The sequence below is a fragment of the Duncaniella muricolitica genome (assembly GCF_910574735.1).
In the GTDB taxonomy this organism is placed as follows: domain Bacteria; phylum Bacteroidota; class Bacteroidia; order Bacteroidales; family Muribaculaceae; genus Duncaniella; species Duncaniella muricolitica.
Map to the genome: position 1 here is coordinate 1 of NZ_CAJTCF010000006.1, position 21,081 is coordinate 21,081.

18 protein-coding genes and 5 pseudogenes are annotated in these 21,081 nt (G+C 45.3%); 15 read left to right on the plus strand and 8 right to left on the minus strand.

What is annotated here, in order from left to right; genetic code table 11:
- Nucleotides 1-324 precede the first annotated feature (324 nt).
- Nucleotides 325-1,542 (minus strand): primase-helicase family protein, encoded by a 1,218-nt coding sequence (locus tag QGT73_RS02135; RefSeq protein WP_280121216.1) that lies wholly within the window; start codon nucleotides 1,540-1,542, stop codon nucleotides 325-327.
- 4 nt (nucleotides 1,543-1,546) lie between these two features.
- Nucleotides 1,547-1,876 (minus strand): helix-turn-helix transcriptional regulator, encoded by a 330-nt coding sequence (locus tag QGT73_RS02140; protein ID WP_280121217.1) that lies wholly within the window; start codon nucleotides 1,874-1,876, stop codon nucleotides 1,547-1,549.
- Between the two features lie 495 nt (nucleotides 1,877-2,371).
- On the opposite strand from QGT73_RS02140, the gene QGT73_RS02145 reads away from it, so the two are divergent.
- Nucleotides 2,372-2,674: a hypothetical protein gene (locus QGT73_RS02145; RefSeq protein WP_280121218.1), complete on the plus strand. Its 303-nt coding sequence runs from the start codon at nucleotides 2,372-2,374 to the stop codon at nucleotides 2,672-2,674.
- A gap of 588 nt (nucleotides 2,675-3,262) precedes the next feature.
- Here QGT73_RS02145 and QGT73_RS02150 read toward each other — a convergent pair.
- The 3 genes from QGT73_RS02150 to QGT73_RS02160 form a co-directional block, all read right to left on the minus strand.
- Nucleotides 3,263-5,896, minus strand: coding sequence for an SIR2 family protein (locus QGT73_RS02150; RefSeq protein ID WP_280121219.1), 2,634 nt, complete (start codon nucleotides 5,894-5,896; stop codon nucleotides 3,263-3,265).
- 33 nt (nucleotides 5,897-5,929) lie between these two features.
- The gene (locus QGT73_RS02155) at nucleotides 5,930-7,183 is read right to left on the minus strand and encodes an ATP-binding protein (RefSeq protein ID WP_280121304.1); all 1,254 of its coding nucleotides are present in this window, start codon (nucleotides 7,181-7,183) and stop codon (nucleotides 5,930-5,932) included.
- 137 nt (nucleotides 7,184-7,320) lie between these two features.
- The gene (locus QGT73_RS02160) at nucleotides 7,321-8,814 is read right to left on the minus strand and encodes a tyrosine-type recombinase/integrase (RefSeq protein ID WP_280121220.1); all 1,494 of its coding nucleotides are present in this window, start codon (nucleotides 8,812-8,814) and stop codon (nucleotides 7,321-7,323) included.
- An 810-nt stretch (nucleotides 8,815-9,624) separates the two neighbouring features.
- Here QGT73_RS02160 and QGT73_RS02165 point away from each other — a divergent pair.
- The 12 genes and pseudogenes from QGT73_RS02165 to QGT73_RS02215 all read left to right on the plus strand — a co-directional run bounded on the left by QGT73_RS02165 (nucleotide 9,625) and on the right by QGT73_RS02215 (nucleotide 16,379).
- Nucleotides 9,625-10,398, plus strand: coding sequence for an IS5 family transposase (locus tag QGT73_RS02165; protein ID WP_280121221.1), 774 nt, complete (start codon nucleotides 9,625-9,627; stop codon nucleotides 10,396-10,398).
- A 59-nt stretch (nucleotides 10,399-10,457) separates the two neighbouring features.
- Nucleotides 10,458-10,592: pseudogene (locus tag QGT73_RS17395) on the plus strand (Arm DNA-binding domain-containing protein); the annotation flags it as partial.
- 9 nt (nucleotides 10,593-10,601) lie between these two features.
- Nucleotides 10,602-11,093: pseudogene (locus QGT73_RS02170) on the plus strand (site-specific integrase); the annotation flags it as partial.
- A 353-nt stretch (nucleotides 11,094-11,446) separates the two neighbouring features.
- Nucleotides 11,447-11,704 carry a hypothetical protein gene (locus QGT73_RS02175; RefSeq protein ID WP_280121223.1) on the plus strand — a complete coding sequence of 86 codons (258 nt, stop codon included), beginning with the start codon at nucleotides 11,447-11,449 and terminating at the stop codon, nucleotides 11,702-11,704.
- A gap of 79 nt (nucleotides 11,705-11,783) precedes the next feature.
- The gene (locus QGT73_RS02180; RefSeq protein WP_280121224.1) at nucleotides 11,784-12,071 is read left to right on the plus strand and encodes a hypothetical protein; all 288 of its coding nucleotides are present in this window, start codon (nucleotides 11,784-11,786) and stop codon (nucleotides 12,069-12,071) included.
- A 231-nt stretch (nucleotides 12,072-12,302) separates the two neighbouring features.
- The gene (locus tag QGT73_RS02185) at nucleotides 12,303-12,512 is read left to right on the plus strand and encodes a helix-turn-helix transcriptional regulator (protein WP_123615793.1); all 210 of its coding nucleotides are present in this window, start codon (nucleotides 12,303-12,305) and stop codon (nucleotides 12,510-12,512) included.
- Between the two features lie 2 nt (nucleotides 12,513-12,514).
- Nucleotides 12,515-12,739 (plus strand): DUF3791 domain-containing protein, encoded by a 225-nt coding sequence (locus tag QGT73_RS02190; protein ID WP_251621000.1) that lies wholly within the window; start codon nucleotides 12,515-12,517, stop codon nucleotides 12,737-12,739.
- Nucleotides 12,736-13,224, plus strand: a complete 489-nt coding sequence (locus QGT73_RS02195) for a DUF3990 domain-containing protein (RefSeq protein WP_280121225.1) — start codon at nucleotides 12,736-12,738, stop codon at nucleotides 13,222-13,224. The genes QGT73_RS02190 and QGT73_RS02195 overlap by 4 nt, the downstream gene beginning before the upstream one ends.
- Nucleotides 13,221-13,442 (plus strand): hypothetical protein, encoded by a 222-nt coding sequence (locus QGT73_RS02200; RefSeq protein ID WP_123615796.1) that lies wholly within the window; start codon nucleotides 13,221-13,223, stop codon nucleotides 13,440-13,442. The genes QGT73_RS02195 and QGT73_RS02200 overlap by 4 nt, the downstream gene beginning before the upstream one ends.
- A 4-nt stretch (nucleotides 13,443-13,446) precedes the next feature.
- The gene (locus QGT73_RS02205) at nucleotides 13,447-13,890 is read left to right on the plus strand and encodes a hypothetical protein (RefSeq protein ID WP_280121226.1); all 444 of its coding nucleotides are present in this window, start codon (nucleotides 13,447-13,449) and stop codon (nucleotides 13,888-13,890) included.
- Nucleotides 13,891-13,918: 28 nt separating this feature from the next.
- A pseudogene (locus tag QGT73_RS02210) lies at nucleotides 13,919-15,640 on the plus strand (type IV secretory system conjugative DNA transfer family protein); the annotation flags it as partial.
- A gap of 10 nt (nucleotides 15,641-15,650) precedes the next feature.
- Nucleotides 15,651-16,379, plus strand: coding sequence for a TraX family protein (locus QGT73_RS02215; RefSeq protein WP_280121227.1), 729 nt, complete (start codon nucleotides 15,651-15,653; stop codon nucleotides 16,377-16,379).
- 77 nt (nucleotides 16,380-16,456) lie between these two features.
- Here the strand turns inward: QGT73_RS02215 and QGT73_RS02220 are convergent.
- The 3 genes and pseudogenes from QGT73_RS02220 to QGT73_RS02230 all read right to left on the minus strand — a co-directional run.
- A pseudogene (locus QGT73_RS02220) lies at nucleotides 16,457-17,053 on the minus strand (RloB family protein); the annotation flags it as partial.
- 97 nt (nucleotides 17,054-17,150) lie between these two features.
- Complete coding sequence (locus QGT73_RS02225) at nucleotides 17,151-18,458, minus strand: AAA family ATPase (RefSeq protein ID WP_280121228.1); 1,308 nt, start codon at nucleotides 18,456-18,458, stop codon at nucleotides 17,151-17,153.
- A gap of 149 nt (nucleotides 18,459-18,607) precedes the next feature.
- On the minus strand, nucleotides 18,608-19,237 hold the full coding sequence (locus tag QGT73_RS02230) for a glucosaminidase domain-containing protein (RefSeq protein ID WP_280121229.1): 630 nt from the start codon (nucleotides 19,235-19,237) through the stop codon (nucleotides 18,608-18,610).
- A 64-nt stretch (nucleotides 19,238-19,301) separates the two neighbouring features.
- Here QGT73_RS02230 and QGT73_RS02235 point away from each other — a divergent pair, with 64 nt between their 5' ends.
- Nucleotides 19,302-20,087: a DUF4099 domain-containing protein gene (locus QGT73_RS02235; protein WP_280121230.1), complete on the plus strand. Its 786-nt coding sequence runs from the start codon at nucleotides 19,302-19,304 to the stop codon at nucleotides 20,085-20,087.
- Between the two features lie 73 nt (nucleotides 20,088-20,160).
- Nucleotides 20,161-21,074 (plus strand): annotated as a pseudogene (locus QGT73_RS02240) (MutS N-terminal domain-containing protein); the annotation flags it as partial.
- Between the last annotated feature and the right edge of the window lie 7 nt (nucleotides 21,075-21,081).

Below are 21,081 nucleotides of genomic sequence, written 5' to 3' on the forward strand. Positions count from 1 at the left end.
CTTTTCGTCAAGCCATATGTCATAGGACTGTTCCGTGCGCTCGAAGCGCACCATCTCAAATAGTTCGTCCATGCCCTCGGGCAGGCACATCCATATTGCATCTGCGGTTTTCATACCGCAAATTTAACACTTTTCTCAAAATCCATGCACCGCCATTTCGGCTTGACCCAGAAATTGCGTTTTCTCTCGGTGCCACTATTTTTTCTTTCATTGCCTTTCATCCTTTGATGAAGTGTTGATGAATAACCGATGAGAAGAAAAAGCACTGAAAAACAATAGTCTGTCTCTCTTTTCATCAGTTCATCAAATTTCAACGAGAAAAAATTATAAATTATCTAACATCTGCTGGGTGACGGTGTAGTAGCGTCCGCAACGGCGGGTCTCGACGTATGTTTCTTCGTTGAGGAACATACCGACGGTGTAGGTCGTATAGCAGAACGAGTTGGAGGCGGGTCTGAGTTTCCAGCAGTCCTGCACCACCTTCCGGAGCTGGCTACGGTCAGCCTTGACTTGACGGTAGCCGAAAAGACTCAGGATGTCGTTGAAGCAGAAATCAACCTCGTCGATTTTGCGCGAGTCCATTATCTCGGTCAGCAGCTCGGCAAGCTCCAGCTCCACACGGTTGCGGTTGGCGCGGATGATTCTCTGCAATGCCTCGGTGTCGAGTAGCTCGGGATTGAACCACATGCGGCTTTCCTCGGCGGTTATCAGCTGCCGATAGGTCAGGGCATGGAGAAATGCCGGTATCTCGTAGCGGATTTTCTCCAGAAACGTGGTGTCGTCCGTTGTGAGCCTCGGAACCTTCCGCACCCAGTAGCGTGTCTCTCCGGGGTCGATGACCACGGGGAGATACTCGTTGTTGGAGCACAGCACGAATTTGGCGAAGAAGCTCACCTCCTCGCGGTCGCGTCCTTTTGCCTCCATCTTGTAGTTGTAGGTGGTGCTGAGATTCTTCAGACGCTCGGAGTCCTCGCGCTTGTTGAGCAGCACCTCGTCAACCACGATGACGAGTTTACCGTTCCAGTCGTCGTTAAACTGGCTGCGGAAGTTTTCGTTGGTGTTGAACGTGACATTAGCCTCAAAGAGCAGTTTTAGGAAGTTCAGGAAGGTTGATTTTCCAGTGTTGCGTTCCTCCGACACCAAAAGCAGAATCGGAAGTTTCTGCAACGGCATGGTGTAGAGGATTTGCAGGTAGTCAAGACCGAGGTCGTACTGTTCGCCAAAGATGTGGCGCACAAGAGATTCGATGCACGGCCATTCTCCCTCGGCGGGGATATGGCTGAGTGGCGAATACTTGTTCTTGAAACTGCCGACTACCGGCTGGTAGTCCAGATGAGAGGGAACACAGCAGAAACCGTCGTATTTGGGGACGTTGGCGAGAAAGTCCTTGCCGTAGTCCTGACGGATTGCCTCGATTGTCCACGGGATGCTGCGCTCGATGAGCTGTCCGGCGGCGTTTGGCTGTCGGACAATCTTGTAGTAGGTGGTGCCGATGCGCTCAAAGCGGTCTTCGGCGGGAGGTGTAACTATTACGTCTTCCATCGGCTCAGTCATCGTTAGAGGGGTTGATAATAGAGTTAACTTCCCGCAGGCTGTAGCGGGTGCTTCCGTTCACCTTGAATGGGTGTAGTCTGCCGTCCTTGGTCATGTTATAGACCGTGGTCTCGCAGACGCCGAGCCGCTCGGCAACCTCTTTCTTGGAGATTGACCTGTCCTGCTCCGCCTCCATGTAGAGGGGGAGCAGACGCTCGCGGGTGGCTTCGATTGTGTCCACCACAAGCTGATGAAGGTCAGAGAGGTGAACGTTGAGGAGGATATTTGGAGAGTCAGGGTCGAGTGCCGACGCCTGAAGGAGGTCAAAAAGATTCAATTTCATCTGAGGGAAATGAATTTGAAGAGTTATATCGCCGAGTAACTCGCATCACCAGCAGCCCCGGCGACGAAAGAGGCTGCGGTGACGTGTCCCCGAAAGGACATAAGAAGGGCTGTCGGCTATGCTTCGCTAAAGCCGACGGTTGTTGCTGCCTCCCTGTCAGGGTCGGCAAAGGGCGTAGTTCACCCTTTCCCACATCGTGCCGAAAGGCAACGACATGAGAGGCATCTGTTCCTTATACGGGGCAGATACAATGGCGGTTGTGTCTTACTTTGCAATAAGGTAAGGCATACGCATACGCATTTTTTCTTCTTTTTAATTGATTGCTTTTGACGTACAGATTCTGTACGGGCACAATTATGGCTGTCCGCTCTCTTATTATTGGCTTGTTACGGCTCACTTATGGACACACATCGTGCTGCACCGCCTTATAGTCTGTGGTTCTCGGTGAGATACGGGTGTCGCAAATGTAGGCCTGTAACGGCTCTATGACAGCTCATGGCTGTGCCTCTCTTTCTTCCTCTGCCGTTTTGCCACGAATTTAATCCGTTGACCATCGCTTCCTTAAGGCGAGTTGTTGCCGGGTTAAACCGTTGCGGTACATTCCGCATTCAACAGCAGGTTCTTCATAGTGATGCCGGAAACAGTGTTCCGGTCTTTCTGATTGAGGTACCTCTTTTTATTCGCTATCGCTTGAATGTCCGGCATGGCATCCATTCGGGAAACATCGTTCCAAGCCCGGTATATAAAGATGAACGTGTCGCGTCCGGTATGCTCTGCCCTCAATCAATCGTTACATAAAGATAACAAAAATTTTTGAGGATTCCAAATCCGCACAAATTTCCGCCGGTGTGTTCAATCTTGCCAGCTATCCTGTTTATGATGTAGGTGTGACAAAAGTTGCCACAAGCATCTCGCTTGAACATAGACACCGGTGTCAGTGTAAAAGTCGGGTTCATACCCGCACACCGATTGGGTTCGCCGGCTGCGAATTTCAAGCACACACTTTCGTGGTTGTGCGTCAGTTGTCCGACCTTATGGGTCGAATCATAGTGAGTCAGCCCACTCTTGGACTGTGGGATATGTATGCGTCGGATATGGTCGCAACCGTCCCGGCAGAGCAGTCTGACGCTCCGCTATGGTCGCAAAATTTGCCACCGCAACTTTCCTAACAAAGCTTTGTTCAAAAAAGTTCAGCGAAGAATCATTTTTTCGATTTGTCCAGTGGTTGCCGAAATCTGTCCAGCTTTAGTCTTCTTTTCAGCGCAAAGATAATGCGAGCATATTCTTTCTGTATAGAATTCTTATATTGACGTATCGCTCATTTCACATATGATTGTAATATATATTTTGGTAACATTGCCATGAAAAAGGAGTCATGACCATTTATCACCTCTCTTTTGCTTGCTCCAACTTCTTTTCAGACGGAGATAATAGATTGATTATCTTTGTATCGTTGAGATAAGGTTCAAGTATTGGCCAATCTCTGACAATATATTTATCTAAAGGATTTGCCTTTATTATCTTACTTAGATAAGATATAATATCATTCTTATTTCCAATAACACAAGCCGCACCAAATTTTTCAAAATTAGAATAATCAATAAACTTGTTATCGAATATTTTTTCTTTAACCTTGGTCTTTATTTTATCTGCTGTATTTCTCTCACGTTTTAATCTCGCATATTGATAATTAATAATTATTGCGCCATCTGTAAGTTGAGGATTGTCAAAATATGGTTTCAGCAGAGATATGACAGAATCATAATTCTCGGTTTTAAGTAGCGAGAAGGCGTAAGCAATAATTTCACTTTTTGTTAGTGAAGTTTTTACTAATTTTTCTTGATATAAGTCCACCAATTTTTCATGGTCATTGATTAGACTATAATAGTGTTCGAGATATTCATCCTTATTAAGAATACCCTCATAGAATTTTGTTAGTTCATCGTTGTTATTCTGATATGCAAGGATGGACATTATTTGCTCATTAGCCTTATAGCTATTTGGCAACGTGCGAAATATTTCAAGTGCATCCTCAAAATATTCTTGTCCCATTAAAAGTTTGCCTTTTAGGTACTTATAACTATCAGAACATATATAGTCTGTTTCAAATTCCTCAAAAGTTTCCAGCACCTTATTGAATTCATTTTGACAATTATACCAGTGTACTAACTCAATGTATATCTTTTCAATAAAAGCCTCATTATCCGCTTTCGAATAAAATTCCAACGAATCTCTTATTCTTTTTTCTGAAAGAGCTTTAGACTTTGTTAAACGAAGAATATGAAGCGTTTGCGGATGATACTTATATTTAGTAGTAATCTCATTACACAGCGAATCTAATTCTTCGGCCATTTTTTGCCTGTTATCAGCATATACTAGCTGAATATACCTAACACGATAAGAGTAAGCCATGTTGTCAATGTAAGGGAACAATTGCAAACTCTTATTAATATTATCTTCTATAGTTTTAGCAACAGATGGGAAATCATCCTGCTTAACACGATCTTCCCAAAAATCCAGTAATGATGAAACGTATGAGTTAATGATATAGTAATCATTATTAAACTTTTCACTGGCAAGAGAAAGGTAACTCAATGATTGCGCAGCATCTGATGAACGGTTAGCTGCAATCTCATAATAACGCTCATTTGTTGGATCTAATCGTATTAACTCATCGAAGTATTTCCGTACTTCATCATCCTTCATCTCTTTTTTAAGATCGGCTTCTAATTCCAGAAGCTCAATCTTGAATCTTCCGTCCTCTAAATCAAAAGTATTTTTAGCCTGCAATTTCTGTAATACAGTTATTGGATGCCGCAATCCATACGCTTCCGAAACCAGGTCATTTAGTTCCTTCTGCTCTTCCGATGTAAGTTTAGGAAAATGTAAACGCTTTCTAGTTCGTCTATTTTCGTTATTTTTAGATTGATCCGCCTTTTGCTTTCTAATATACTCTAAAAAGTCATTGGCAAAATTATCCTCAAAATGGTCTTTAAGTTTCTTACAATCTTCTGCCAAAAACTTATTTTCCAAACTTAACCTATTATTTTCTGTAAGTTCTTTTATAATTGTTTCCTGATGTGCACGACTAAGGAAAGCATCATCAATAGGAAGTGCTCCGTTATTAAGTTTGTGGTTAATCTCCGCAAAAAGTTCATCAAAGCCATCAATCTCCACAAAGAAAACCCGGTCTCTCCAAAGTAGTTTTTTTAGTTCTGCGCTAATATTGCGTTCCCCCTTCCTAATGCACCAGTATATTCCATTCTTAAAGTAGTCTTCATGTTGAAGTAGATACGTTAATATATCCATAATAGAGCGATCATTGCCGGCATATCCTACGACTATCAACCCGAAATCCTTGGCAAATTCTTGAAATTTCATTTTCATGTTCATTTCCAAAGACTCGGTTTCTCTAAGGGTTGTTTTTATATCATCAAATAGATAGTCCCCATGTAATTTAATTATTTTAGGCCTAGTGGATGTTACACTTATTCCTGAAATAGACGAATCATGAGCACAGACTATTGGTCTATTTTTTGAAAAGCGATAGAAGGCTTCATTTAGCAAATCATCAAAATTTGTAGTAAAAACAGTATTGAAGAATCCCTGTTCTATTAATTTTACTAAATAAGCGTAACCAATTGATGGTGTTTTCCCAGATACTTCATGCTCAACAAAAATCCTACGATGGCGTTGTAGGTCATATCTATTTTCAAATAGAGCTGAATATGCATTGCTTTCCTCATACCAATCGGGAGCATTAGTAGAAGAGAAGAATTCCTCCAAAGTCATTTCAGAAGTTTTATCGCTTTCTTGATAAACTTCTTTTTTCCATGTGTCAATCAAATTTTGACCAGATCGTATTCCTGAAGTTATTGAAGCGCCAGAACCTAACAAAACAGAATAGTTTGGAGCTTTCATTCCTGTCGCTTCGTAATTTTCAGATGCATTACCAATAAATCTTATCAAATCTGCAACTGTCTTTCTTTTATGCGATAGTTCTTTTAAGGTCATGGTCATAATTATACTGATGATATTACTTAAATGATATTTCTACCAATTTATAAGTTCTGAATTTAAGAGAAAATCAATTAATCCGATTGTTACAATGCCTTCTTCATTCCTTTTGGGTTTAATGTAGTCTTTAACGATGATGATTTTTTTGAAAGAATCATCAATGTTAAGCAGGGAGGCGGACTCTTGACGTTCTTTGGCATCAGTAGGCATTATAAAGGCCGACTGAATGTAGTAACGTTGGCTACCTTGATTCGCCACGAAATCCACTTCGTATTGCTTGCGGATTCTCTTGCCGTCTTTATCCGTTGTCCGATGCTCCACTACGCCTACATCGACTTGGAAACCACGTATTTTTAATTCATTATAAATGATATTCTCCATAATGTGGTTTTCCTCCTGCTGTCTGAAATCAAGGATTGCATTACGGACACCCACATCCGTGAAATAATATTTTGACAGGGTGTTTATATATTTCTTACCCTTGATGTCATAACGTATTGCTTTTTCTGTTAAAAATGACTCACAAAGGTACGTCAGATAGTTATCGATTGTCTTATTGGACAAAGATACGTTTTTTAGGCTTTTGAAGGTGTTTGCCAACTTATTAGGATTGGTCGGAGAACCTATTGCAGACGCAATTATCTGAATCAATTCTTTTAGTTCAGATTCTCCTTTAATCTTATATCTATCAACTATATCATTGATATAGACTGTTGAATATAACCTTTTAATATAGTCAATTTTCTTCTTCGGTGTTTCTAATGTTAATACATGGGGAAGTCCTCCGTATGTGTAATAATCAGCCCATGCTTCAATTGGATGCCTACTATCCACTGACATAAATTCACGGAAAGAGAGCGGGTATACATGAATCTGATCGCCTCGACCTCTGAACTCTGTGATTATGTCCGTAGACAAGAACCGGGAGTTGCTTCCTGTGACATATATATCGGCATTCGCTACTTTAAGGTAGCTATTAAGCACATCCTCAAATTCTGGGACATGCTGAACTTCATCAAGAAGTATGTAATACATCTTGTCATCGACCATCTTAGAGTCGATGTGAGCAAGCAACGCATCCGGATCACGAAGGGCCGCATTTCGCCTATCCTCTAAATCAACTTTAATGATATGATCAACTGGTGTTCCTTGTTCTTTCAGATAGTCACCGAATAAATGAAACAATAGATATGACTTGCCAGATCTTCTTAACCCGGTAACAATCTTTATAAGCCCATTATGCTTACTGGCAATGAGTTGATTGAGATAATAGTCACGCTTAATAATCATATTCCATTCCAAAACGTTGGTCATTTGACCAGATTTCTGGAATGCAAAAGTAGTCATTATATTTTGCTCCTCCAAATATCCACTCCAAAAAAATGGCCATTTGCCCATTTTTTTGGAGCACGAACTCATATATACCTTTACCACATGTCATTCTCTTTCTTGGACATGGCAGCTATTTCGTCGGCTATCTCCTCGGAGGATAGCTTGATGTAGTCCATGAAGGTCTTTTGGGTCTTGTGGCCGCTGACGTGCATCATCTGGAGGATGGTGTACCTGTGGCTGAGATACATGTTGGTGATGCCGGTGCGTCGGGCGGTGTGGCTTGTAACACACTCATAGCGCGGCACAATCACGTTGCCGTTGAGGTCGGTCTCCGGTTCCTTTTTCTCTTTTCTCAACGCCTCCTTCTGTTTCATTGTGAGCTTGGTCTGCACCTTCTCTTTCAGTGACGGCAACTGCTCCGAAAGGTCTTTGAGAATATCCTTTATGTAGCGGTTCAGCACCTGCTCGTTGGCTTTCGGTATGTTGTAGCCATACTTCTCGCAGATGGTAATCAGATTCTCATTGAGAATGGGAATGGTTACCTCGGTCTTGGTCTTCTGCTGGACAAGGCGGATTATGCGTGTTCCCTTGCGGGTGGTCTCAAAATTGTCAGCATTGAGGTTGTTATAATCGCTCACTCGCTGACAGGTGTAGCAGCCGATGAGAAAAACATCACGGATATGCTCCTTCTTTCCGGTAAGTGGCATTTTGTAGAGGGCTTGCAATTCCTCTTCGGTGAGATAGATCTCGACAGCCTTGTCGCGGTCTTCAATCTTCTTCTTGACAATGAGAGCTGCCGCTCTCTGATTATCGTGTACGCCGTCAATGAATGCCGCGTTGATAAGAGCCTTCAAATTTGTCAGATGCTTGTTGACAACCTTTGCCATGTAACCGTGCTTCTGCAAATAGTTGATGTAGCGCGACACAAACGCACGGTCAATATCCGCCCACCCGAATTTGTGCAATGGGTCAAAACCTTCATAGACACCGACAAAACTTTTCCATGCCTTGCAGGTGCCGGGGGCATAGTCGTCACTGCCAATCTTTCGCGCCCCGCTCTTGATGTCATCGACAAACTGAACGAGGAACGGCCAGATAAGGCGATTCTTCTCGTCCTCGATGCGTTTCTTTTCCTCGGCTTTCTTGCGGGCTTTTTCTTTCGCCGTCTCACGTTTGGCGATAGCCTTACGCTCGGCCTCGGCGGCTTCCTCCATCGCCCGGCGTTCAGCCTCCACCTTATCCGGCTCGGAGATAAAGCGCACATCCATGTCAAGAGCCTCACGGTCAAAGTTCACCTTTGCGAGATGCGCCTTGACTATGCCCTCAATCTGTGTCAGCTTGGCGTGAAGCTGATAATTCTTCTTCTGATGCGCCAGCCATGCGCGAGGCGATGCCGTTGCCTTCTGCCAGTCGGCAACTTCGACCTGAAGCATGGTCGAAATCAGCACATCAACCTTGCGGGTATGGATGCGGATAAAGAGGGTCGCTATGTCCTTCTTCAAATCCTTGGTGCGGACATGAAAGGGGGTCAATTTCTTCGCGGGACGAAGCGACTGCGTCGATGATTTCGGAGAGGGTGATTTTGTCATATCTTCGATGTTATAAATTTCTGAATGGCGGCGTTTGCATTCGTTCACAATCAGCCACTTTGGTTCTGCAAATATAACAACCCAAACCGCAATTTGTCAAGTCGGGTCACCACGCAGGTCACCACGTTTTTTGAATAAATCTGTAAATCCCCAAAATTCATTACAGTTTATATTGCGCTACTATTCAGTATTTTGCCTAAATCAACCATTCAAATTCATTCGTATTCATTCAGAAACTCAGGTGCTGGTGGCACCACGAACCTAAATTTTAGGAGAAGATAAAACACTGAATATCAATGATATTCGGTGTTTTTCTCATTTTAGGGGTAGCGCAGAATGCGGAAAAATGATGAAATCGGCAGGTGTAGATTTGGTGGAGATAAATATTACACCGACTTGCTCCACCAGTTGTTATCATACCGAACTGATATTCCGCATTTTACATCATTTTGCCTTGATGGTGAATGTCGCTCATTTCGAGTGAACATTAACAAGAACATTGACATGGAGGGTGAATTTTTCGAGAAAAAGTCGAGTGGCGAAAATGAGTCGCAGGTGTAAATCCAGTGTTACACCGAATAAAGCGAACAATTTAAAAGCCATTTGCGTCCATCTTACTTGATTATCTAATTAAGTACAATTGCAACCGTAATACCAACTGATATTCAGCACGTTAATTATGACTACTGAAAACTTCCGAAGTTTTCATGCCACAAATTTAGAGTATGTTTAGTTTTAAACCAATTTAAACATTAAGGAGCACACAAAACCCTCAATCAGAGTGTTGAAAGGAGAAAAAGGTTTTTGAATATGCATAAAATATTCTTCTATCAGACACATCTGACCGAGGGTCAATGGTCTTATATAAACAAAGTATTCTTTGAAAATGATTGCAGACACCGCAAATATTCCTTGCGCTCCATATTCGAGGCCGTTCTCTATCTTTTGGTTAGCGGCTGCCAGTGGCGCATGCTTCCAAAAGACTTTCCCAAATGGCAGGCAGTGTACTGGCATTTTCGCAAATGGAGACAAGACGGAAGAATTGAACACTGTATTGAGAAACTTGTCATGAAAATACGAAGGAAGCGAAGACAAAATGAACTTCCGACCATCGGAACTCTTGACGCACAAAGTGTAAAATGGGGCAATCGCCACAGCGACAACGGTTTTGATGCAAACAAGAGGGTAAAGGGCATCAAACGTAACATTGTGGTTGACCGCAACGGATTCATTCTTGGCAGGACTGTCGACACAGCGTCCAAACATGATTCCAAATTGGCTTTCAGACTTTGTCAAGTGACTGCATATACATGGAGAACTCTCAAAAAGATTCTCTCTGACCGAGGTTATCGAGGTGAAATAGCAGAGCAGATAAAACAAGATCTGCAGATTGAACTTGAAGTCAGTAATACGCCTGACGGAGTCAAGGGATTCACTCCCAAACCCCTCAGATGGGTAGTTGAGAGAACATTTGCATGGCTTGACAGTTTCCGCAGATTGACTAGAAACTATGAAGCCTCTACTGAATCCGCAGAAGAGATGATTGACTTCGCAACTATTAAATTGCTCCTAGCTCACTTGTAAAATTAAATTTCAGTTAAAACTAAACACTCTCTAAGATACCATTAAAGCCACAAGACAAAATGAAACTATCCAATGAAAGCTACTTTTCCTTGAACTTCATCGCGAGGAAAAGAGCCAACAAGGAGGGTGAGCTGCCGATAACCCTCCGTATCACGATGAACGGACAGCGTGCTGAAATATATGTCAACCGCACTGTCAGACCCGATGTCAAGCTGCTTGTCGCTACGCCTTGTAAGATTCCCGTTCTGAAACAGGCGGTTCTGTTTAGCTGCATGACCGGACTTCGCATAAGCGACATCCTGCAACTCTCATGGGAGCATATCCAGATGGGACAGGATGGAGGCTATCTTATCAGAATGTGTACTGAGAAAACTGAGGAAGAAACCAACCTTCCTATCAGCGATGAGACTCTCGCACTCTGCGGTGAACGTTCGGAAGGTTTGATTTTCAAAGGTCTCAAACGCCACATGGTGAATCATCCTCTGAAAGAGTGGATTAAATCCGCTGGCATTACCCGACGGATAACCTTCCATTCGATGCGCCACAGCTTCGCTACGTTGCTTGCCGCCAACGGCGTAGACATTCTCACCATCAGCAAGATGTTGACCCACAAAAGCGTGAAAAACACGCAAATCTACGCAAAAGTCGTCGATGAACGAGCGAGAGAGGCATCTATGGTCATTTCGCTGAAATAGATGCGATTGGCTCGGTTTTCAGAAAAATGAGTTATATTTGCAAATGAAAAATGTAACGAAAATGGATATAACCGAACAGCAATATGAATCAGCTCTCCGTCGCATAGAGGTACTATTACCTCTTATTTCGGATAACACTCCATCGACAGATGCTAATGCCGTCGAACTTATCGAGGTTTCAGAGATTGTCAGAGAGTATGAACAAAAGCATTTTCCTATCGGGCAATCTTGATTGACATTTAGCAGTATGCAGTGCCACTCCATTAACTCGGGGTGGCACTTTTTATGTCGCTGAACATCATTAGGGTTGTGTTCGTTATAAAAATTGATGAATTTTTCACAAAATTAAAAGAATGAAGAACGGACATATCCCCGAACACTGGCAACTAAAGTTATGGATTGGCTTAGCTGCTCTTGCGCTCGCCGCAGTTGCCCGACAATCCGCTATAGACACCGGCGGCATGAGTAGTTTCAATGCCAATCTGATATTTATCGGCATTATCGTTGCCTTTGTACTGTTTTACTTGGGATTCAGCGATTTTTTTATCAAAACTTTCGAGTCTGCCTTCCAGAGCCTTTTCAAATGGCTCGGCTTTCAAGAGCGACAATGAGGTCAAGGACGCTCTTTATGAAGGATTCCGCAGGGAGTTTGCAGATGAGCGAAAAAAGCTCTATGACGTGGTGAACGACATGCGCTACAAAGCCCAGTCGATAATCTGGGGGCAATGGTGGCGTGCTACCCCACATTGGGTCTATGCCATCTTTGCGGTTCTACTTCTCGCCGCCGGAGGCTTCGGCTACGGATTCTTCTATCTGTTGAATCAGAACAGCCGACTTATCGAAGCCGAATGGCTCTACCGCAGAGAGCGTACACTCTACAAGAGCGAAAAAGAACTTCAACTCCTATTGAATCACGAAAAGGATTTCTTCACAGGATCGTCCCATGAGCAGGACAGCATCAAAGACGTAATCCGCTAATGGGAGCAAAAAGACGATTTCGACAAGACTTTCCTCTACTTCAACCCATCCGAAGACTAATTCCAACGCCGCCGAGAGGGTGGTGGCTCTCGGCGGCGTTTTGTCTATAATTGTCTGACATCGTTGTCGGTAGTTGCAAAATTTATCTTTGTTTTGATTGTAATCTCAGATTTTATATGTAACTTTGCGTTTAACATCAAAGAATTGTAATCAGTAAGCAAAACAAGTGAAATGGAATCACAGAAGATAAACAGGATAAAGATTGCGTTAGTTGAGAACGGTAAAACCGGCAAATGGCTTGCCGAGCAAGTCGGTAAAAATGAAGCTACGGTTTCCCGATGGTGTTCCAACAAGATGCAGCCCTCCCTTGATACGCTTGTGAGGATTTCAGAGTTACTTGATATTGATGTTAAAGACTTAATCGTAAGCAATAAAGCATAGTCATGGACAAGAAAGAAATATTTGACAGAATTGAATATGTAGTGGCATGTGTCGGAGCTTTCGCACAGCGATATAATCTCTCCAATATGCAGGCCTACGCATATCTGCGCCGTTTCACAGGCATAGATTTCCTTCTTGATTGCTATGCTGCCGAACATACCCTTTCCATTGATGACGCTGTTTCAGACCTTCAGGTCATTTGCCAACGGGAAGGAGGGAAAATATGATACGCCTCTATCACGGGTCAAACGTAGCCATTGAGCATATTGACCTCTCACGCAGTAAGCGTGGCAAGGATTTCGGACAGGGCTTCTATCTCAATGCCAATCCCAACCAAGCTATGGAAATGGCAGTCCGGACAACCCGATTTCTCAACGAAGGAGCTGCCACTTTATCGTGCTTTGAGTTCGATGAAGACGAGGCTGCAAATAACGGGCTTAACATAAAGATTTTCCCTGACTATTCCGAAGAATGGGCGGAATTTGTGGTGATGAACCGCAAGAACAACTCCGACATTCCGGCTCATCCCTACGACATTGTTATCGGGCCTATTGCCGATGATACTGTTGGCGTTCAGATTCGCCGTTTCATAATGGGCTATCTGTCGGCATCTGCATTGGTCGAAGAACTGAGATTCAAGGGCGACCATGCTGTACAATACTTTTTCGGCACACCCAAAGCCATACAACTCTTAAAACGCATCGAATTATGACACAAGACATACAGTTTCAAATAGAATGCCTTGCGGCAGAACTTGCCGAGATGCTTATGGCAGAATATGGCTGGGACATACACCGCGCTCTCGACGAACTATATTCATCAACCACCTTCGCCAAGCTCAATGACCCCGAATGTGGCCTCTACTACCAAGGCGCAGTATATATCTTCCAATTCCTCAAATCCGAAATCGAAACCGGCAAAGTCGCGTAAAAATATGGCAAAGAAAGCCAAATCATATTCACAGGTGCAGGCTACCGAAGCTTTGGAGCAGCTTGGTCATGGCGGCACTTCGGCGTCGGAGTTCATTTACGACCTCCTGCGCATCTTCGCCGGATATGGCGACGGTCAGATACGCCGTACCAAGGACGGCCCCGGCAATCTTGCTAAAGATGGCGAGACAGTCCTTATCAAGAATCTTGTCGCATATCGCGAAACCGTTGTCAATACTCTCGACGGCGATTGCTCTAAGATGTACGATGTCATCAACGCTATGCGCGATGACGCGAAGATTGCCAAGCACTCTCCACGTCTTCACATCACAAGCAATGGTGTTTTCGTTGTGGCATACGACCCAAAAGAAAATGATTGGTATGAGAACCGCATCGACCGTCTGTGGAAAGACCCACAATTCCCCAAAATTCCATTTAGCGAAGTCTGAATATCAGACAATTACTCCAAAACTATGTACCCCATTCCGAGGAACGATTGTATTGGGTACGCCGGGTTCGGGTAAGTCCTTCGGTATCATTGACCCGTTCATCAGACAGCACTCCGCAAAGGGCTTTGCCATGATGGTATATGACTACAAGTTCCCGACACTTGCCAAAACGCTTTTCTATCAGTTCTGCAAGAACAGGCATTATGGCAATCTTCCCGAGGGGTGCTGTTTCCGCATCGTGAATTTCACGGATGTCGAATATTCCAATCGTATCAATCCCATTCAACGCAAATATATTCCCGACCTTGCCGCCGCCTCGGAGACTGCGGCCACTCTGCTCGCTTCCCTCAATAAAGGTGGCGGCGAGAAAAAGGGAGGCTCGGAGGCGTTCTTCACAAACTCTGCCGAGAATTTCCTTGCGGCTATCATATATTTCTTCGTTAACTTTCACCCGACGGGGTTCCTCAAAGGAAAGAAGCTCAAACGCTTTATTCTCCATGAGGGAAAGAAACTCGAACTGGTTATCAGGAACTGGGATGACTATAATGCCATAGACGCTGAAGGTAACGTGGTACTCGATTTCGTTGACCGGCTCGGCAAGGATGTATCCACCGACGAGGACAGGATGTTTGTTGACCTTAACAAGTTTTCCTATATCGACCGTGTGGGCAAACTTATACTTATCGACCGCTGCTGGTATGAGGATGAGAACGGCAACGAGGTGGAACCGGACACTGTGACCGGAGAATATTCGGACATGCCTCATGTGCTGTCGTTCCTCGGACGCAAGTATTCGGAAGTGTTCGACATTCTTATGATGGACGACAAGATAGCCTCGCTGATGGCTCCCTTCAAGAGCGCATACGAGAACAAGGCGAACGACCAGCTTGAAGGTATGGTAGGCACACTCCGTGTCAACGCCGCACGTCTCGTTTCCCCGGAGGCCTATTGGGTTTTTACCGGCGACGATTTTGACCTGAAGATTTCCGACCCGGCAAATCCGAGCTATCTCGTGATTGCCAACGACCCCGAGAAAGAACAGGTAATCGGTTCGCTCAACGCCCTTGTGCTCAACCGCCTCATTACCCGAGTCAACTCCAAGGGGAATATCCCGGTCAGCATTATCGTCGATGAGCTGCCTACGCTGTATTTCCATAAGATTGACCGGCTCATAGGTACGGCGCGAAGCAACAAGGTAGCCGTAACTCTCGGTTTTCAGGAGCTTCCGCAGCTTGAAAGCGACTACGGTAAGGTGGGTATGCAGAAAATCATAACAACCTGCGGCAATATTTTCATGGGCGCGGTCCGTAACAAGGAGACTCTGGAGTGGGCGCAGAATGATGTGTTCGGCAAGGCAAAGCAGACTTCCACCTCCATAACCATCAATGATTCCAAGGTCTCGACCTCGATTTCAGAGAAGATGGATTACCTCGTTCCGGCAGCCAAGATCGCGGACATGGCCACCGGCTGGCTTGCAGGTCAGGCGGCACGTGATTTCACGGCCACCGATGACCGCATGCTGTCGCATTTCGACATCGAGCAGTCGGACGAGTTCAAGACTACCAAGTATTTCTGCAAGACACATTTCGATATGGCACGTATAAAGGAGGAGGAAAGCAGGTATGTCGAGCTGCCAAAAATCTACTCGTTTCAGGACCAGCGCGAGAAGGAGATTATGCTGAACCGTAATTTCAAGCGTGTCAACCAGGAGGTCGAGGATATGGTAAAGGAATTGCTCGGAATACAATAACAGGTCAGCTATGGCGATTGATACGACTGTTCCGATTTCACTGCCTCTCTCCCTGCGGTTGAGCGGTAGCGCACTGAAGATACTGGCGGTAATCTCGATGATGGCTGACCACTGCGCGTATTTTCTGCTGGAGCATGACAGCGCTCTGTATGAGCCGTTGCGTTGCTTCGGCAGGATTGCCTTCCCGGTTTTCGCCTTTCTGGTGGCCGAGGGTTTTGCGAACAGCCGTAACCGAATGAGGTATTTCCTTATGCTTGTCTGTTTCGGCATTGTCAGCGAGCTTCCATGGTATCTGCTCAATGGTGCGGACGGCACACACAATGTCATGTTCACGCTCGCATTGGGAGTGGCGGCTCTCACTATGTTCGACCGTCTGTGCGAACACGGACCGATTGCGTTTTTGTCTGTGGCGCTGACGGCGGCTGCCGCATGGTGGTTGAAAACGGATTATGACTGGAGAGGGGTTTTGATGATAGTCCTTTTCTATATCCTTCGTTACCGCACTATCAGGCCGTGGCTCGAAAGACAACATATCTGTTTTCCCTCGCAGGCACTGTTGCAGATCATCTTCACCATCCCCCTTATGGCTCATTACGGACTGACAGGTGCCATCCTTGCCGGAGCTGTCATATTCCTCTATGACGGCACACGGGGATTTATCCGTGGCCGGACAGCCAAGTATGCTTTCTATGCTATTTATCCTGTTCATCTGCTGCTTATTGCGGCATATATATTATAAATTCAGCGGTCAGGTTCTCGCCTGGCCGCTTAACTTGTGGGGTATCTTGTGGAGGTCTTATCCTCTACCGGACACTTTCAACCTAATTTGTTCCGCAGTTTTTGTAATTCAGTGTTTACGAATCCGTATATTTCTTTTCCAAGTAGATACTGTTCAGTTGAGAATAATTCAGGATTCCCGTTGTCTTTCCGACTAAACACTTTTTCGGCATTCTCTATGGCATCCTTCAGTCTTGCCTGGTCCTTCTGATAGTCAAAGCCGCCGGCAATGCAATGGTTGACAAATGCCTTGACCGATGGATGTCTCTTTATATCCTCAATATCCGGTACAGTATCATACAGATGATAGTATAGCCATATTTCAAAGCAAGGATTACTTTGAGCCACACACCAGGCCGGATATGGCTTGACTTCATCATACTTGTCTGATATATGGCTGTTCTGGTACGCACAGAAATCCCGTAATGGCTGAATCTTGCCCTCATCTTCCCATGTGTCGGTATCTATGGCAAACCACACTTTGTCGTTTTGCATGAAATCCAGTGTATGAGTCCTTGTTTCGTCCAGTAGTTCACGATGTGCCAACTCCATAAGTTTCAACGGGTCAGTGCCTTCTTCCGGAGGTATCACTATAAGCTCAAGATTTGATGACAAACCCTCAAAGAATCCGAAATAGTTTTTCTCTGTCTAGGCACCTTCGCAGACTATATATATCTTACTGGCATTTCTTGAGGGGGCCTGCTTGCTGTAATCCTTACGACGTGTTATCATATTACCATTTCAGATCAGAGAGATTTGACAAAAACGGAATACCACCATATCGTCCGTTAAGATAGCCGTTCTCGATATTGGCGGTCTTGTGTATGTTGTAGTCGCTTAGGGGATAAAGCTGTGTTGACTGATTTACATCTTTTTGGGCAAACCATATCTCGTCAGGGCGGAAAATGGACTGGTCGAGCAGGCAGCTTTCATGGGTTGTGAAAATGATTTGTCCGCGTGCTTCCCGGTTTTCCGAGATTTTGCTCATAAGTGTTTTAATCATTATCGGATGTATGCTTCGCTCTATCTCGTCAACCACAAACACATTGTCCCCTTTAAGAACAGCATACAGCAATGGCATGTATTCTATGAGGCGCCTCGTTCCGTCCGATTCCATAGTCATGTTCATTTCCACATCACGCCCATTGGCATCGGCATGTATCGCCACGAGAGTTTTGAGATACGCAATGCCGTCTTCTACAACGATATTGGAAATCTCATCGTTTCGGGTTTCCATCAGCATCTGAGGCTTGCCCGGCTTTTCTTTTGCAGCTGCAAGCGCTTTCGATATGGCCGAGTTCCCACGTATCTCCTCTTCATTGATGACCTCTTTGCTGACAGTGAGCCTTGATATGCCGGTCTTCAGCTCGGGTATCACATTGTTCACAAGGTCTGCAAAGTCACTGTCTCCGTCAAGAACATGGGGAAGATAGCCGATACGCATTGCCGGAAGCACCACCTGAATATGTGTCAGCCAGTCAAAAGCGTCCTTGACCAATGGCAGTTCCTCAGGGTAATAATGACCGAAAAAGGACAAGGCCGGCATATCCGGACGAATTATTCTGTTCATAGCGTCGAGGAAAACCTCTATGAAATCTACTTTGTCTCCCGGTTTCAAATATTCAGCCCGAACATTCACGTCATTATCTTTGCGACTGAATATAGGTATATCCTTATTTTTCTGACTGATCATCAGCTCTTCTTCTACAACCTCCTGTCTGTTGAAAACAATGTGATAGTAGAATATCCTGCCATTGGCGAAGAACTCAATCGCAAGCTCGGATGGTCTTGTCTTTCCCTGTTCGTCAAGACGGAAATACAGGTCATCCGTCAATGCCAGGTCTCCTAATTTTTCTGCACCCACCATAGATTTCAACAATGAAATACATTTCAGAAGATTGCTTTTGCCGGCGCCGTTGGCTCCGTATATGGCACTCATCCGCAAGGCCGTGGCATGACTGCACGAAACCTTATGCCACTCGTGGCTGTGACTTTTGCTTGACGGAAAGGTGTTGAACTCCACCGCCTCTTTGAATGACATGATATTGTCTGCTGCGAATCGTAGTAACATAGTCAATGCGTTTATAATCCACGGCAAAGATAGTCATTTTAGCCTATTTATACAAATTTACGGCTTAAAAACGCTCCGATACCGTTAAATATTAACGGTATCGGAGCATGAATAGTTTATTATAGCTGTTTCAGCACCTTTATGACGGCGCGGATGTAGCCGGGGTCTTCGGCATAGCCGATTTTTTTGAGCCATAAAAGATAGTTGCCCCCCTTATAGCGGTACTGTACCTTGGTATAATAGGCCCGGACTGATTCAGTCCAATGACCGAACTCATAGTAATTGCCGGTCCGTGGATTTGTGAGACCGAACAGATTATGCTTGTTGCGGCATACTGGCGAACGGAACCAGCCGGTTTCAAGTATCGCCTGCGCCAATACGATTTTAGGATATTTGATGTTGTTGCGCTTTATCTCGGCAAGGAGATTTGGAATGGTAAGCTCAGGCAGTCTGTCAACCGTGTTTTCTTCGGATTTATGAGAGGCGAAAATGGTGACAGGATGTGCGTATGAGGCATTTTTATTGTTTGGCACGATTGGAAAGTCAGCTTTTTTCTCAGATGTTTCCGTCGATGTCGCTGTGTCCGTTGTCTGCTTATATTCAGCGATATATCTCTCTTTTGTGTTTTTTGCACCGTCAAAAGGCGTATCCTTGGTTATAGTGTGAAACTGCGCACTCGCAGGTAATGTGGCTAAAACGATACAGCCACATAGAACAAAACTGTTCGGAATTTCAAATTTAGCAATCATGTGGGAATAATTTTGATGCCGACAAGCGGTTAGACCGCAAATTTATCACCTCAAAAACGTGTAAATGGAAATCCCGAACAAAAAACAGCATGAAGACCTCCCTTATGAAAAGCTGGCACTGCTCGGCATTGACCGCGACAGTGCGGATAAACTGCCGCAAGATATTAAACAGAAGCTACTTGGCGGGGAGGTGACGCCTTTATTGAACGTGTCAATCAAGGCTCACAATGGCACTACCATCTCATTACCCCTCAAATTGCAGCTTGTCGCCGACAAGGAGGGGAACCCAGCTCTCATCGCATACCCGGTACAGAAAGAGCTGTCGCTCGACAAGGGAAACGAACTCAAACTTACATCACAGGAGCTTGAAGCTCTAAAACACGGAGACGTGCTTCGACGCCCCGTCGATGTTGACGGAGAGAAGACCCAGCAGTATCTCCAGCTCGACCCTGAAACCAAGTCTATCATCCACCGCCGCGTTACCGAAGTCGAAATCGAGCGCAAGCTCAAGGATATGGAGAAGGTGAACGACATCGAACTCGGCATCCGGCAGAAACAGCAGATACGCGAGGGTAAACCGGTCGAACTCAATGTCGGCGGAGAGAAGGTGTCTGTCGGCATCGACCTCAAAGAGCCGCAGGGCTTCAAAATCGTCAAAGGCGACCTCCGGGAATGGGAACGCCAGCAGAAACTGCGTTATGATGACCTGCATCCCGAATATATGGGGCTCGTAATGACCGACAAGAACCGCTGGGAATATCAGAAAGTGGTGGAACATAACTCCAAGGAACGCGCCATCCACCTTGATCCAGACAGGAAGAAAGAACGCGGCTCAGGTATGAAACTCTGACAGCTCCATATCCTATGCCCGTAAAAGGAAACACATCCGACAATCCCCGGTAAAGGAATAATCCACATTAACAGATTCAGATATGCCAAGAAAGAAGAAAGAAAAGGCACAGCAGGAAGAGCCTGCCAAGACCGCCAAGGCTGCGGTCGAGGAAAAGTCTGCGACAGAGAAGAAGAACGATGTCAAATCCGGCGACGACCGCGAGGCGCAGCAGGAACGCAAGCCCCGTGAACCGCAGATGGTGACGGTCAACGGCGAGAAAGTGACACACGGACACGCCTACCAGAGTAAGACCAATCCCGAAGACTGGTATTTCACCGCAAAGCTCGACGGACAGCAGCTCAAACCGCAGAAGATGGACCCCGCCGACCTTGCCGCCTACCAGAAGAAGGAACTGACGGTGCCGCAGCTCATGGAGCGCTATTATATCCAACCAAGCTCATGGCAAAGGTGCCGGAAACCGCCTATCAGTTTCCCAATGTCATCGCCGGCCCCGACAAGGGTACACTGACCGTTGACAAGTTCAATGTCTATAAGGAAAAGGACGAGCAGCGCCCCGACTTCGGCAAATACAAGTTCTATGCACAGATCGGCGAACAGAAGATGTCGGCCGTCGCATCGCACCAGGATCTCAATGCCTATTTCGACCGCGTGATGACACCCGGCCAGCTCGTTGAAAGGAATTTCGGCGAAAGACTCCACCTCAAATCCCACTACGAGCAGTTCTCGCTTCCAGAGGGTGTTGACCCCAAGAGCGTCCGCGTGGCGAAAGACCGCTCCGACGGCTTGTGGAAGGTGTCGGCTGACCTCGGCGAGCACGGACGCACCTCCAAGAAGGAAATCTCCTTCGACGACGGCTTCTCGCTCTTCAAGACCAAGACTGCCACACGCGAGCAGATTGCCGCCAAATATCTCGGCGACGAAATCAGGACAATGCTCTCCGCACCCTCGATGAAGACGGAACAGGCTGCCTCAATGAAAATGTAATCTCAAT